The 13,231-nt window shown below is 74.0% G+C and carries 10 protein-coding genes and 2 pseudogenes; 6 read left to right on the top strand and 6 right to left on the bottom strand.

Translation table 11 applies throughout. The annotated features are described in order from the left end of the window. Nucleotides 1-9 precede the first annotated feature (9 nt). Entirely contained in the window at nucleotides 10-1,854 is a 1,845-nt protein-coding gene (locus E4N63_RS14715; protein WP_230240885.1) for a DUF4012 domain-containing protein, read from the bottom strand. 190 nt (nucleotides 1,855-2,044) lie between these two features. Continuing rightward, nucleotides 2,045-2,641 (bottom strand): annotated as a pseudogene (locus E4N63_RS14710) (sugar transferase); the annotation flags it as partial. Nucleotides 2,642-2,895: 254 nt separating this feature from the next. Between E4N63_RS14710 and E4N63_RS14705 the strand changes: the two are divergent. From E4N63_RS14705 to E4N63_RS14680, 6 genes are all read left to right on the top strand, one after another. Continuing rightward, nucleotides 2,896-3,888, top strand: a complete 993-nt coding sequence (locus E4N63_RS14705; RefSeq protein WP_230240884.1) for a UDP-glucuronic acid decarboxylase family protein — start codon at nucleotides 2,896-2,898, stop codon at nucleotides 3,886-3,888. Continuing rightward, entirely contained in the window at nucleotides 3,885-4,811 is a 927-nt protein-coding gene (locus E4N63_RS14700) for a WecB/TagA/CpsF family glycosyltransferase (protein WP_125622351.1), read from the top strand. Before E4N63_RS14705 ends, E4N63_RS14700 begins: the two co-directional genes overlap by 4 nt. A 130-nt stretch (nucleotides 4,812-4,941) precedes the next feature. Then, nucleotides 4,942-6,144, top strand: a complete 1,203-nt coding sequence (locus tag E4N63_RS14695) for a glycosyltransferase family 4 protein (RefSeq protein WP_228429394.1) — start codon at nucleotides 4,942-4,944, stop codon at nucleotides 6,142-6,144. Nucleotides 6,145-6,242: 98 nt separating this feature from the next. Beyond that, the gene (locus tag E4N63_RS14690) at nucleotides 6,243-7,499 is read left to right on the top strand and encodes a glycosyltransferase family 4 protein (RefSeq protein WP_230240883.1); all 1,257 of its coding nucleotides are present in this window, start codon (nucleotides 6,243-6,245) and stop codon (nucleotides 7,497-7,499) included. Beyond that, on the top strand, nucleotides 7,493-8,698 hold the full coding sequence (locus E4N63_RS14685) for a glycosyltransferase family 4 protein (protein ID WP_230240882.1): 1,206 nt from the start codon (nucleotides 7,493-7,495) through the stop codon (nucleotides 8,696-8,698). Before E4N63_RS14690 ends, E4N63_RS14685 begins: the two co-directional genes overlap by 7 nt. Further along, nucleotides 8,685-9,515: an FkbM family methyltransferase gene (locus E4N63_RS14680; RefSeq protein WP_230240881.1), complete on the top strand. Its 831-nt coding sequence runs from the start codon at nucleotides 8,685-8,687 to the stop codon at nucleotides 9,513-9,515. Before E4N63_RS14685 ends, E4N63_RS14680 begins: the two co-directional genes overlap by 14 nt. Before the next feature lie 102 nt (nucleotides 9,516-9,617). Here E4N63_RS14680 and E4N63_RS14675 read toward each other — a convergent pair whose 3' ends face one another. The 4 genes and pseudogenes from E4N63_RS14675 to E4N63_RS31500 form a co-directional block, all read right to left on the bottom strand. After that, the gene (locus E4N63_RS14675) at nucleotides 9,618-10,385 is read right to left on the bottom strand and encodes a bifunctional 2-polyprenyl-6-hydroxyphenol methylase/3-demethylubiquinol 3-O-methyltransferase UbiG (protein ID WP_125621984.1); all 768 of its coding nucleotides are present in this window, start codon (nucleotides 10,383-10,385) and stop codon (nucleotides 9,618-9,620) included. 120 nt (nucleotides 10,386-10,505) lie between these two features. Then, entirely contained in the window at nucleotides 10,506-11,666 is a 1,161-nt protein-coding gene (locus tag E4N63_RS14670; RefSeq protein ID WP_230240880.1) for a glycosyltransferase family 4 protein, read from the bottom strand. Nucleotides 11,667-11,668: 2 nt separating this feature from the next. Continuing rightward, entirely contained in the window at nucleotides 11,669-12,325 is a 657-nt protein-coding gene (locus tag E4N63_RS14665; protein WP_230240879.1) for a hypothetical protein, read from the bottom strand. 334 nt (nucleotides 12,326-12,659) lie between these two features. After that, nucleotides 12,660-13,043: pseudogene (locus E4N63_RS31500) on the bottom strand (oligosaccharide flippase family protein); the annotation flags it as partial. Between the last annotated feature and the right edge of the window lie 188 nt (nucleotides 13,044-13,231).

The raw sequence follows: 13,231 nt of genomic DNA, 5'->3' as shown, positions 1-13,231 counted from the left end.
GGTGGGGCATCAGGCTCCGCACGGACCGTTCTGGCGCACCGTGGCCCGCAGGGGACGCACCAGTGGCTGACGCAGCACGACCGGAGCACGGCCGGTGGGCGGCTCCAGCAAGTGGAGGACGAGAGTGCGCGTGCTGCGCGCGGGCAGTTCCAGATCGAGGGTGAAGACCGGGTGGCCGCGCTCCGTGGCGTGGTTCACCAGTGCCGGGCGGCCGTCCAGCGTGGCCCGGGACAGCATCGCCCCCGCGCTCGCGTAGTAGGAGACCAGCAGGCGATTGTCGCCCGGCCGGGTGTCGTGGAGCGGGTCGTCCACCCGTTGGGTGACATACGGCGGGAGCCCCGACTCCGGTGCCCGGTTGGTCAGGCGGGCCGTCACGGTGATCTCGCGCCGGCCGTCGACGCACCGTCCCGGTGCCCAGACGAGCTCGCGGTCCAGGTAGTAGTCCAGCTTCGTGCCCGCCGCGTTGTTGACCACCAGTCCGGCCAGCGGGACGGACCCGTCGGGCAACGCTCCGCCGAACGACCCCGCCAGGAGTTCGCGTTCCTCGGCGGGGTGGGCACTCCACACCTTGATCCGCCCCGCCGCCAGTTGCCGGTGCAGCGCCGCGACGAGGGCGGGCCGGCGGGCCGGATCCTCCGCGGCGTCGAGCAGCCGGGTGGCCACGGCACGCGCGACGTCGAGGAAGAATGCCTTGCGCCGCGCGGTGTTCCGATGAACCGCGTAGCTGGCGCGCTCGGTGAGGTCCACCACGTTACCGGCGGTGACGGTGTTCCCGTCGGGCAGCCGGACGGGGCCGGAGGCGGCGAGAAGTGCCGACACCACACTGGGATCCAGGGAGATCGCGCCGTTCACCCTCTGGCCGCTGTGCCGGTGCCATGCGGCGGCCCAGATCCGTGCCGCATAGGGGAAGTGCGGGCTGACATTGGAGTTGACCCAGGTCGCGGCCGGGGCGCTGGGGCCGTACAGCGCGTCGTACTCGGCTCCCAGGTCCACATCCGCTTTGACCGAGGCCAGTTCGGTGTCGTTCCCGAAGCGCTCGAAACTCATCCGGCCCCGGTCCGCCCTGAGCACCGCGAAGGCTCCGGGCAGCCCGCCGGTGCCGCGTGCCTCGGCGGTGTTCTCGAACACCACGAGGTACCGTCGCGGTCCGTCCGCTCCGAGCATCGACGGCAGCACCCGGGCCGCCGCGGCGGCGTCTCCGGTGAGAGGACGGAGCCGGTCGAGCCGGCGGGCGAGCCGGGTACGCGCCCGGTCGGCGGCCGGCAGCCATGTGCGGTGCGGGAGGGCGTCGACCTCGGTCCGCACCCGTGCCGCGCTGCGCGAGGCGTGATCGAGGAGAGGAGCCGCACGGCGCACGGCGGAGAGGTTCAGCAGCCCGCCGTCGTCCCCCGGGCCGGCGCCGACCTCGCCGGCGGTGCGCGCCAGCGGGGACAGCACGTCGCCGGCCAGCCGGTCGGAGGCTTCCGCGATACCGCGGACGGTACGCAGCGGGGCGCCGAGCACGGGTAGTTGAGCCGCCGGGTACCAGGCCGGGCCGGTGGTGAGGCGATGCGCCCGTGCCGCATGCTCGGCGGCGCCGCGCACCGCGGCTTCGGCGGTCCGGGTCTTCGACGCGGCGGCCTCGGCGGGTGTGCCCGCCGCTGACTGCGACGCGGCCGTCCGCGGGCGCAGCGTTTCCAGCTTCCGCTGGGCGGCCAGGAGTTCCTGGGCGGCGAGCACACCGGTCACCGCGATCCAGGCGGCACCGGCCAGGAGCAGCCCGGCCGTCGCGTACGCCAGCACCTTGACGCGGCGTCCGTGCGGCCAGGGGAGGCCGGCGGCGCGTCGGCCGTCGTTCGTCCGCCGAGGCGGCATGCGTACCCGGCGCCTCCACCCGGCCCGGGGAGGGGGCGCCTGGCTGTGCGGCGTACCAGAGCGGAACTCGGGCATCCGGTGTCCCTTTCCTTCGCTGATCCCGTTGGCCGGGTCCGGCGGCCCGCGCTGGGTGGCCTCGCCGGTGCCCGGCCTGGATGTGACGGTCGCCTTGCGACTCGGTGGGCACCCCTCAGTAGGCGCCGTCACCGCGCAGCACGGCGGGCAGGGTCCGGAGGAGGATCATCAGGTCCAGCCTGACCGACCAGGCGTCGACGTACTCCAGATCCAGGCGCAGGGCGTCCTCCCAGGCGAGGTCGGACCGGCCGCTGATCTGCCACAGACCGGTGAGCCCCGGGCGGACCAGGAGACGGCGGCGGGCCTCTCCGGTGAACGCGGAGTCCCCGACCGGGAGCGGCCGGGGGCCGACCAGGGACATCTGTCCCTTCAGCACATTCACCAGCTGCGGCAGCTCGTCCAGGGAGTAGCGGCGCAGCCACCGTCCGACCGCGGTCACCCGGGGGTCTTCACGGATCTTGAACAGGTGTCCGTCCGCCTCGTTGCGGGCGGACATGGCTGCCCGCAACCGCTCGGCTCCGACTCCCATGGTGCGGAGCTTGAGGACCTCGAACTCCTTGCCCCGCCAGCCGGTACGGCGCTGGCGGAACAGCAGCGGGCCAGGGGTGTCGATCTTCACCGCGATGGCCGCCGCGAGGAGTACCGGTGCCACCAGCAGGAGCAGGACGGCGGCGCCCAGCACATCGATGGCCCGCTTGGCCGTCCTGCCCCCCCGGCGCGCCTGCCGGTACGGGGACGGTGGGCGGTGAGCCGTTTCGGCCGTGGACACCGGCATGTAGCACCCCTTCTCCTGACTGCGGCAGACGGGTGGAACATGCCGTACACAGGAGCGTTACCGCCCTGATAATGACAAATACACCCATATCAGATAAACGAATAGAAACATGACTTCAGTCCGAGTCTCGGCAGTGACACTGCGGCTTGCCGCCGCCCAGCTGCCCGGGCGGGACGGCCGAGAGGATCTGCATGCGTGCGGTAGTGACGGGTGGGGCCGGATTCATCGGCTCGCATCTGTGTGAGCGGCTGCTTCAGCAGGACCACGAGGTGGTCTGCGTCGACAGCTTCCTGACCTCCAGCCCCGACAACATCGAACACCTCACAGGCAACCGGCATTTCCAGTTCCAACACCGGGACATCACGCAGGGCCTGGACGTGCCGGGGCCCGTGGACGCCGTGCTCCACCTGGCCTCACCGGCCTCGCCGGCGGACTACCTGAGGCTGCCCCTGGAGACACTCCGTGTCGGCTCGGCCGGCACGTGGCACGCCCTCGACCTGGCCGCGGGGAAGGGCGCCCGTTTCCTGCTGACGTCCACCTCCGAGTCGTACGGAGACCCGCAGGTGCACCCGCAGCCGGAGAGCTACTGGGGGCACGTCAACCCGGTGGGCCCGCGCGCGGTGTACGACGAGGCGAAGCGCTTCGGCGAGGCCCTGACGATGACGTACCGCAGGGAACGCGGCGTGGACGCCAAGATCGTGCGCATCTTCAACACCTTCGGGCCCAGGATGCGACCGGACGACGGCCGGGCGATCCCCACGTTCATCCGCCAGGCCCTGCGGGGAGAGCCGATCACGGTCACCGGGGACGGCAGCCAGACCAGGTCGCTGTGCTACGTGGACGACCTGGTCGACGGGCTGATGCGGATGATCGGGAGCAGCCACGGCGGCCCGGTCAACCTCGGCAACCCCCACGAGATCACGATGCTCGAACTGGCCCAGTGGATCAGCAAGCTCACCGAGTCCCCGTCCGAGATCGTGCTGGTCCCCCGGCCGCAGGACGACCCCGAGAAACGCCGTCCGAGCATCACGCTGGCTCGCGAACTGCTGGACTGGAGCCCTACGACCCCGGTGGAGCACGGCCTGCGCGAAACCGTCGGGGACTTCCGCCGCCGTATCGACTTCGACGGCACCACCCCCCGGCGGCACCCCGTCACCGTGGTGAACGGCAGGGCCCGTCGATGACGGCGGTCGGCGAAACGGCGAGCGGCACAGCCTCCGTACCCGTCGTCTCGTGTCTGGGCGTGCCCGTCACGGCGCACACCCGTGAGGGCGCCGCCCGCCGGGTGGTGCACCGCGCCCTGCACACCCGGGAGGCACGCGAGGCGCACCGGTCGGCACAGGCCGGCACAGCCGCCTTCGCCCCCGCGGGGAGCGACGTGCACCTGTGCAACGCCTACACCCTCGCCCTGGCCGACCGGGACCCGGCGCTGCTCAGGACCCTCCGCTCGGCGTTCCTCAACCTCGCCGACGGGCAGCCGGTGGTCTGGGCGAACCAGCTCCTCCACCGGGGCACGGCGCTGCCGCGCGGGCGCGTCTACGGCCCCGACCTGATGCTGGACGTCTTCTCCATGAGCCAGGGCACGGGGTTGCGCCACTACCTGCTGGGCTCCACGCCCGAGGTGCTGGCCGCGCTGCAGCGCGAACTGCGGAGGCGCTTCCCCCGGGCCGTGCTCGCCGGTTCCTGTTCCCCGCCGTTCCGGTCGCTGACCGCCCAGGAGCTGCGGGATCAGGAGGAGGACATCCGCGCATGCGGGGCCGACATCGTCTGGGTGGGTCTCGGCACCCCGCTGCAGGACCACCGGGCCGCCGAGCTCAGCGCCGCGCTGCCGGTGGTGACCATGGCGGTGGGCGCCGCGTTCGACTTCATCGCGGGCAGCAAGCGGCAGGCGCCGTCCTGGATGCAACAGGGCGGACTGGAGTGGCTGTTCCGGCTGGGCTGCGAGCCGCGCCGGCTGTGGCGGCGCTATCTGTTCGGCAACGCCCGGTTCGTCGGGGCCGCCGTCCGGCAGGCGGCCCTCCGGCAGGCTCCGCGGGCGTCCGCCCCGCCGGCGCGGCCTTCGGACGTCGGGACGGGACTCACCGGCAGACGGGAGAGGGCGCGTTGACGGCCCCGACCGGCCAGGCCCCGGACGTACGCCACCGGAACGACGTCCCGCCCCCGCCCCCACCGCGCGGGCGCTGCGCATCGTCCTGGCGTCGTACGCGTGCGACCCGAGCCGCGGCACCGAGCCGGGCATGGGCTGGGCCTGGGCCGAGGCGCTGGCCCGGCGCGGACACACGGTCGAGCTGCTGACCCGTCCCCACGGCGGCAACACGGAGCACATCGGCAGGCGGATCGAGGCCCTCGGCCCGGTGGGGCGGCGGATCAGGACCCACGTCGTCCCCACCCCGCCCCGGCCCTGGTGGGTGCGCGTGCTGCCGGGCTTCCTGCGCGGCCAGGCCCTGGAGTTCGTCCACTACGACGGATGGCAGCGGCGCGCCCTGGAACACGCGCGCGGCCACGGGCTCGGCTGCGCCGATCTGGTGCACCACGTGTCGTACGGCTCGCTCGTGGGCGGCAGCGCGCTGCGGCGGCTCGGACCGCCGCTGGTGTTCGGCCCCGTGGGCGGCGGGCAGACCGCGCCGCGCAGCCACCGCCGCTGGCTGGGACCCGCGTACTTCCAGGAGATGGTGCGGGAGTTGCTGTGGGTGCGGGGCATGAGCCTGCGTCCGACGTGCCGCGCGACGCTCCGGGAGGCGGCCCTGGTCCTCACCACCAATCGCGACACCGCGCGACGGGCCCGCCGCCTGGGCCGCGCCGATCCCCGCATGGTCCTCAGCGACGGTGTGCCCGACGAGTTGCTGCGGGAGCCCGCGCGGGAGGGGCCGGAGCGGCCGGACCGCCCGCCGACCGTGCTCTGGGTCGGGAGGCTCACCGCCATCAAGGCGCCGGAACTGGCCCTGAGGGCGTTCGCGCTCCTCTCGGCCCGCGTTCCCGACGCCCGTTTCGTGGTGCTCGGGGACGGCCCGCTCCGCGCGGACCTGGAGCGGCTCACCGTCCGGCTGGGGCTCACCGGGTCCGTGTTCTTCCGGGGCCGGCTGCCCTGGAAGGACACCCTCGCCGCGTACGACGACGCGGACGTGCTGCTCTTCACCAGCCTCCGCGACTCCTTCGGCGTGCAGAACCTCGAGGCGTGGGCCCGGGGGCTGCCCGTGGTGCATCTCGACCACCAGGGAGTCGGGGACTTCTCCGCGCCGGGCTGCGCGGCTCCCGTGCCGCTGGGCGACCCGGCGGACCTGCCCAGGCGCCTCGCCGACGCGCTGGCGGGAATGCTCGCCGACGAGGAGGCCCGCCGCCGCACGGCGGAGGCCGGGCCTCGGTGGGCCAGGCAGCACACCTGGGCCTCGAAGGCCGAGTTCGCCGAGCGGCTGTACGAGGCCGTGCTGAACCGTCGTTGACGTGCCGGGCCGGGGCCGGCCGTCGTCCGACGGCCGGCCCCGCCGCCCACCGCGCGCCGCCCACCGCCCATCCGCGACCGGAAAGAGCAGCAGACCGCATGCCAGCACAAGAGGCACCCCGTCCCCGGACGGACCGTCCACCGGGCAATCTGTCGGCCCACCGCGTGGCGCTGGTGCACAGCTTCTACTCCTCCCGCCGGCCGAGCGGGGAGAACGCCGCCGTGCTCGACCAGGCGGAGGCGCTGCGCGCCGCCGGGCACGACGTCACCCTGGTCGCCGCCCACACCGACGCGCTGGAGACCGAGCGCGGCTACACCCTGCGTGCGGCGGTCCGGGTCGCCACGGGCCGCGGCAGGTCGCCGCTGGCCGAACTCCGCCGGCTCGGCCCCGACGTGGTGCACGTGCACAACCTGTTCCCCAACTTCGCCACCGACTGGCTGGACCGCTGGCCCGGCGCCGTGGTCGCCACGCTCCACAACTACCGGCCGGTGTGCGCGGCCGCCACGCTCTTCCGCGACGGGAAGACCTGCACCGCGTGCCCCGACGGCGACCGGTGGACCGGACTGCGGCACGGGTGCTACCGGGGCCGGCGCGGCGCGACGCTCCCCCTCACCTGGGCCGGTCGGCGCGGGGCGGCGGCCCATCCCCTGCTGCGGCGCGCCCAGCGGCTGGTGGCGCTCTCCGAGCGCAGCCGGGACCTGTACCAGCGGTTCGGGGTGCCGCCGGAAAAGCTGGCCCTGGTACCCAACTTCGTCGCGTCCGGGAGCCCGGCTGCCCCGGAGGACTGGACCGCGCCGGCCCCGGGCGCGGGCACGCGATGGGTGTACGTGGGCCGGCTGAGCGAGGAGAAAGGCGTTCTGCCCCTGCTCCGGAGCTGGCCGGAGGGCGAACCCCTCGACCTGATCGGCTCCGGACCACTGGAGCCGGCCTGCAGGGAAGCCGCCCCCGGCGGGGTCAGGCTGCTCGGCACGCTCTCGCGCCGGGAGATCGCCGCCCGGCTGCCCCGCTACACGGGTCTGGTCTTCCCCAGCGTCTGCCCCGAGTCCGCCACGGCCCTGGTCTGTCAGGAGGCGCTGGCGGCAGGAGTACCCGTGCTGGCCCTCGCCGGATCGGCGGCGGCGGACAGTGTGCGCAGGGACGGTACGGGGGCGGTCTACGGCGCCTCGGGCGAGCTGCCGCACGCCCTCGTGACGGCACGCGAGCGCTTCCCCCTGCTGCGTGAGCACTGCCGCCGGGTGCACGCCGAGCGGTACAGCGCACGGTCCTGGACGGCCGGCATCGAGGCCGTGTACGCCCAGGCCCTGGCGCGGGCCGCGAGCCGGCCGGCGGCCGCTGTCGCGGAGCCGTCGTGGTGACCGCCGGAAGCGGCCGGCGCCGCGTGGTCGTGGTGCAGCCGTACGTCGCGGGCTACCGCACGTCCTTCTTCGACCGGCTGCAGACACGGCTGGCCGCCGAGGGCGTGGAACTCGAAGTGCTGCACGGGCCCGCGCCCGCGCACCAGGCCGAACGCGGGGACGCCGCGTCCTGCGCCTGCGCGACCCAGGTCGACACCCGGCGCGTCGCCCTGCCGGGAGGACGGTCCCTGCTCTGGCGCAGAGTGCAGCGCCGGGCCGCCTCCGCCGACCTCGTCGTCCTGGAGCAGGCGCTGCACAACCTGGAGGCGTACCCCCTGCTCCTCCGGTCGACGGGCCGCCTGCGGTGCGCCCCCCGGGTCGCGTTCTGGGGGCACGGCCGGACCTACACCAAGCCGCCGAGCCGCGTGGAAGCCGTCGCCAAGGGCGCCCTGACCCGGCTCGGATCCTGGTTCTTCGCCTACACCGAGGGCGGAGCGGCGCACGTCGCCTCCCGGGGCTTCCCCCGCGACCGGATCACCGTGGTGCGCAACTCCGTCGACACCGCGGAGCTCGTCGCCGCGCGCGCCCGGGCCGTGCGGCCGGGGACGGCGGAGTTCGCCGAGGCGGCGCTGCTGCGCGAGCGGTACGGCCTGACCGAGGGGCGCACCGCCCTGTACCTCGGAGGGCTGGACGCGCCCAAGCGGATCCCGTTCCTGTTGGAGTGCGCCGACCGCATCGCCGCCGAACTCCCGGGCTTCCGGCTGCTGGTGGCGGGCGACGGCGCCGACCGCCACCTGGTCGAGGCCGCAGCGAACCGGCCCGGCAGCCCGGTCGTCGCGGTGGGCCGGCGGGGCGGAGCGAGCGCCGGGCCGCTCGGGGCGGTCGGCGACGTCATGCTGATGCCGGGCCGGGTCGGACTCTGCGCGGTGGACTCCTTCGCCCTGCGCACGCCCGTCGTCACCACGGACTGGCCCTGGCACGCCCCTGAGTTCGAGTACCTGGCCGACGGCCGCAACGCGCTGGTCGCGCCGGACGACCCCACGGCCTACGCCGGCGCCGTGACCGCGCTGCTGCGCGACCCCGCACGGCTGGACGCCCTCCGTACGGCCTGCCGGAGCGATGTCGCGGCGTACACGACGGAGGGCATGGCGGCGCGTTTCGGCGACGGGCTGCTGCAGGCGATGGAACGAGACCAAAGGAATCCGCATGCAGGTACATGAAGCCGGCCTCCTCGGCCGGACCGCCAAGGCCGCGGCGCCCCAGCTGTGCCGGCTGGCGAGCAGCCGGCGGATGCGGCAGGGGACCCGTCTGCTCGAGATCTACTTGGAGATCCTCCAGGGAAGGGGCGCCGGGACCGGCTGGGACCTGCGTGGCGAAATCCACGCCGCGCGGCGCTGCCTCCGGGGCGTCGAGGCCCCCGTGGTCTTCGATGTGGGTGCGAACTACGGCCAGTGGTCGGCCGGGCTGCGCTCCGCCCTCGGCACGCGGGACGGCCGCTTCTTCCTGTTCGAACCGCAGCCCGCGTGCCGGTCGGCGCTGGCCGGGGCCAGGATCCCGAACCAGGTGGTCATTCCCGCCGCGGTGAGCGACGAGGAGGGCTCCGCGACGATCTTCGCCGACACTCCGGGCTCGGGCGTGGCGTCCGTCCACCGCCGCAGGGACTCCTACTTCGGCGACATGACGGCTCATCAGGAGAAGGTGCCGGTCACCACCATCGACCGGGAGGTGGAACGTTGGGGGGTCGAGCGGATCGACCTGCTGAAGCTCGACATCGAAGGAGCGGAGTTCCAGGCGCTGCGCGGAGCGGCCGGCAGCCTCCGGGACGGGAAGGTGACGTCCATCGCCTTCGAGTTCGGCTCGGCCAACGTGTACTCCCGCACCTTCTTCCGCGACTTCTGGGACCTGCTCTCCCCGCTCGGCTACCGGCTGTGGCGGATCTGCCCCGGCGGGGTCCTGCTGCCCGTGCGGGAGTACACCGAGGAACTCGAGCACTTCCGCGGGGTGAGCAACTACGTGGCGTCCGTGAGGCCCGCGTGAGGACCCGGGCCGCCGCGGATGCCGCGTCCGCTCGGCGGAGCAGGGCATCCGCGGCGGCCCGGGCGGTCGTCCGGACGGCGGCGCGGGCCCGTCCGACGTCTCCTACGCGTAGGCGAAGCAGGCGATCTCCGAGAAGACGGTCGGGTACCGGCGGGCCAGCCGGGTCCCCACACGGGCGTTGATGGGCCGCGGGCCGATGAAGTAGCCCGTGCGTTCCACCCGGGAGAAGCCGCAGCGGCCGGTCAGCATGAGCTCCAGTGACCGGTAGGTGAAGTAGTGGAGGTGGCCCTCGTCGTGCAGGTCCACCTCGCGGCCGGCGTACGTGGTGAGCCCTTCGTTGTCGGAGGCCGTGGAGGGGAAGCGCCCGAGCGCGAGCTTCACCCGGCGGGTCCACTTGGCGATGTTGGGCGTGTCCACGTACACGAATCCGCCGGGCTTGAGGAGCGAGCAGACGTCGATCATGGCCCGGAGCGGATCGACCAGATGCTCGATCAGGGCCACCATCAGCACTGCGTCGAAGGGCCCCTGGACGGTCGCGGAGGGCCGCTCCGCGTCCGTCTGCGCGAACCGGAACCGGGGGTCGGTGAAGTTCCGCCGCAGTCCGGCCATCCGGGCCTCGGACAGGTCGCCGAGGGTGTACGACCCGAACGGCACGCCCCCCGCGAGCAGACTCCGGGCGATCAGGCCGTTGCCGGCGCCGAGTTCCAGGACGTCCGCGCCTTTCGGGAGCCTCCGGGGCAATTCGGCCACGGCCGCGGCGAACCGGTCCCTGGGCAGTGGCTGGTCGAGGCTGAGCGGGACGGGTGCCTCGCTCGTCGCGTCCGCCGCGTACTTGGTGTCGTAGTGCCTCGTGAGCTGGTGCTGTGACATGGGCCCTCCAGAGCCGGTTCGCGCGTGCGTCGGGATTCGATGGGGAGGAGGCCGGTGGTGGTGGACGCCCGCCCGGCGTACGGGGCCCGGGCGAGAGGCGACGGGCGGTGCGGCGAGTGGTCAGCAGGCCGTACGGAACCAGTCGACGTAGGCACGGGCCACGTCCTGGAGCCGGAAGTCGCCCTCGACGCGCTTCCGGGCCCGCTCGGCGAGCAGTGCCCGCCGCTCGTGGTCCCGGGCGAGCTCCGTCATGGTCGAGGCAAGCACCGCTGGGTCGTCGACGTCCGTCAGGGCGCCCGCGCGACCGCTGTCGAGTACCCAGGGCACCCCTCCGCTCCGGGCACCCGCCACGACCGGCACGCCGATCGCCATGGCCTCGAGGATCGTCAGGGGGAGGTTCTCCGCGAGGGACGGGTGGACCAGCACGTCGGCCTCCCGGGCGAGGCGCTGCGCCATGAGCGGATGGTCGGTGCGTCCGACGAAGTCCACCCCGTGGTGGAGCTCCTTCGCCACGGCCCATCTCTCGGCGGGCCCGCCGGGGCCGAATCCATGGCCGAACGCCAGCAGTCGTGCCGTGGGAAGCCGGACGCGCACGAGACGGAAGGCCTGCAGCAGCCCGGTTCCGTTCTTCAGCCGGCCCCACCCCTGCAGCGCCGACGCGAACACCGGTTCCGCGTCGCGGCGGGGAGCCCCGGCCCGTGGCAGGGAGTCGAGCAGCACGCCGTTGGGGATCACCTGGACGTGTCGCCGCACGCCCAGACAGCGCCGCAGATGCCGCACCGTGTACGGGCTGACGGCGCTCAGGGCGGTGGCCCGGTGCACGGCGGGCAGGGCCAGGCTGTGGCGCGTCCAGCGAAACGCACTGCGCATCTCCCAGGCGGCGCGGAGGGGCGCGTCGTGGGCGGTGACGCAGGACGGCAGTCCGCTGTCCGCCGCCGCGAGGGCGAACTCGTAGGTCCAGTGGGCGCTGATCACGTCGGCGGGGTGCGCACGTATGGCCGCGGCCAGCTCCCGGCGCTCGCGGCGGAAGAAGTCGCGCGCGCGGTGCCGGGCCTGGGGGCGCTGCGGTACGACGACGATCCGCAGCGGATCGCCGTCCCCGTACACACGACGCTCGCTCACCTCGGCGCTCAGGGCGTAGGCGGTTACCCGGTGTCCTTGTTCCAGCCAGGTGCGCACCAGCCAGCCGGTGTACGGGAACGCGTAGACGGGTGGGACGCCCTCCGGCAGCCGGTCGCGGAGCGTCGTGAGGTCCACGGGACCGGCAAAGCCGATGTGCATGGTCAGCTTCCTTTCACGTCGTCACGGGCCACGGCTGCGAACCGGACTCCCGCTCCGAGTGGTTCGGGGTCGGCGTGCCTTGCTCGGGGGGAACGCAGCATCCCCGTCGCGGCGGCCACCGCGTACAGCGGAATCCGGCGGCGCAGGAGGGCGCAGAGCAGGACGACCGGCAGCATGCAGACGAGGCCGTAGCCGAATCCGGCGGCCGGGGGACGGCCCGCGCCCCCCAGCGCGGCCGCACCACCCAGCCCGGCACCGATGACGGCGTGGATCGCGTGCATGCGCAGCGCCGTCCCCGTGTGAAGCAGGCCGGCCCGGTGCCAGCCGCCGATCTGCACCAGGTGCCCGGCCGCCTGCCCCAGCGCCGCCGCGCCGGCGAGGAGGACGAGGCTCTGCTCGGCGACCGCGACGGCGATCCCGGCGAACGTGGTGGAGAGCGCGGTCAGTTGGGTCGTCAGCACCACCCCGCCCGCGTGCCGGGTCTGGTCGACGATCATTCCGGACCGGCACAGCAGAGCCATGCCGGCCCCTGCCGCCGTGAGGGGCACCAGGGCGGTGGCGAGCGTCCAGCCCGGACCGAGCAGCAGTCCGAGCGCAGCCGGCCCGAGGCCGCACAGTGCCCCGAAGCCGACGAAGGTCGCCGCCGACGCGGCGCACACGACGTGCTCCGCCGCCCGGCCACCGACGAGGCGATCCGAGGCCCGGCGCTCGGCGAGCAGCGGGGTGGCCGCCGCGTTCAGGCCCTGGAAGAGGACTTGGGAGGGGAGGCCGACGAAATAGGAGGCGCGGGAGTAGGCACCGGTGGCGCCCGCCCCGAAGAAGTGGCCGGCCGTCCAGGTGGGCGAGCTGGTGCCGATGAACTCCAGGAGGCCGAAGCCAGCCAGGAACCCCGAGGGCGCCAGCAGTTCTCGCGCCCGGACCGGAGGGCCGGGGGCAGCGCGGGCGGGCGGTGGGCCGGAGCGTGACGATTGCCAGGGTGACGGCCGCCGCCGCGGGCTGTGCGGCGGCCAGCCCGAGGGGGTTCCACCCGAGGGCGATCAGTGCCACACCGACGGCGATGCCGCTCGCCTGGCCTGCGAGTTCGCAGGTGACCGCCGTGCGGGCTCGCCCGGTGCGACGCAGCGTGGCAATCACCACCGTGGCCGCCGGCTGGACGAGGAACTGGCAGCCGAGCAGGCGGAGCAGCGGCGTCATCTCGGGCATGTCCCACAGCGAGCCGACCAGGGGGGCCGCCGCCTGAACCACCAGGAAGCAGAGGACCCCGCAGGCCGTCCCGAGTCGCCAGGCGGCGCGCGCGGCGGGCCGCGTCAGCACCCCGGCCCGCAGTACATAGGTGGCCAGCCCGCCGTTGGACACGTACCCGAGCAACTGGATCATGGTGAGGGCGATGGCGTACGCGCCGAACGCGCCGGGCGTCACCGTCCGCCCGGTGTACATGGTGTACGCGAGCTGGAGCACCAGGAGCACGGCGGAGCCGGACCAGTTCCACCCCAGCCAGTGGAGGGCGGACCGGGCCCCGACCGAGGGGGCGTGGTCGGCGTCAGCGGGTTTCACGCAGGAACCAC

The sequence above is a fragment of the Streptomyces sp. MNU89 genome, assembly GCF_020982505.1.
GTDB classification, from domain to species: domain Bacteria; phylum Actinomycetota; class Actinomycetes; order Streptomycetales; family Streptomycetaceae; genus Streptomyces; species Streptomyces xinghaiensis.
The sequence above is the reverse complement of the archived record's forward strand: the minus strand, read 5'-3'. Positions and strand labels throughout refer to the sequence as shown.

What these genes read in the sequence shown, in the direction of transcription:
- E4N63_RS14680 (WP_230240881.1), top strand. Translation starts at nt 8,685, where the DNA reads ATGCAGGTACATGAAGCCGGCCTCCTCGGCCGGACCGCCAAGGCCGCG.
- E4N63_RS14670 (WP_230240880.1), bottom strand. Translation starts at nt 11,666, where the DNA reads ATGCACATCGGCTTTGCCGGTCCCGTGGACCTCACGACGCTCCGCGAC.
- E4N63_RS14690 (WP_230240883.1), top strand. Translation starts at nt 6,243, where the DNA reads ATGCCAGCACAAGAGGCACCCCGTCCCCGGACGGACCGTCCACCGGGC.
- E4N63_RS14715 (WP_230240885.1), bottom strand. Translation starts at nt 1,854, where the DNA reads ATGCCGCCTCGGCGGACGAACGACGGCCGACGCGCCGCCGGCCTCCCC.
- E4N63_RS14695 (WP_228429394.1), top strand. Translation starts at nt 4,942, where the DNA reads ATGGGCTGGGCCTGGGCCGAGGCGCTGGCCCGGCGCGGACACACGGTC.
- E4N63_RS14705 (WP_230240884.1), top strand. Translation starts at nt 2,896, where the DNA reads ATGCGTGCGGTAGTGACGGGTGGGGCCGGATTCATCGGCTCGCATCTG.
- E4N63_RS14675 (WP_125621984.1), bottom strand. Translation starts at nt 10,385, where the DNA reads ATGTCACAGCACCAGCTCACGAGGCACTACGACACCAAGTACGCGGCG.
- E4N63_RS14700 (WP_125622351.1), top strand. Translation starts at nt 3,885, where the DNA reads ATGACGGCGGTCGGCGAAACGGCGAGCGGCACAGCCTCCGTACCCGTC.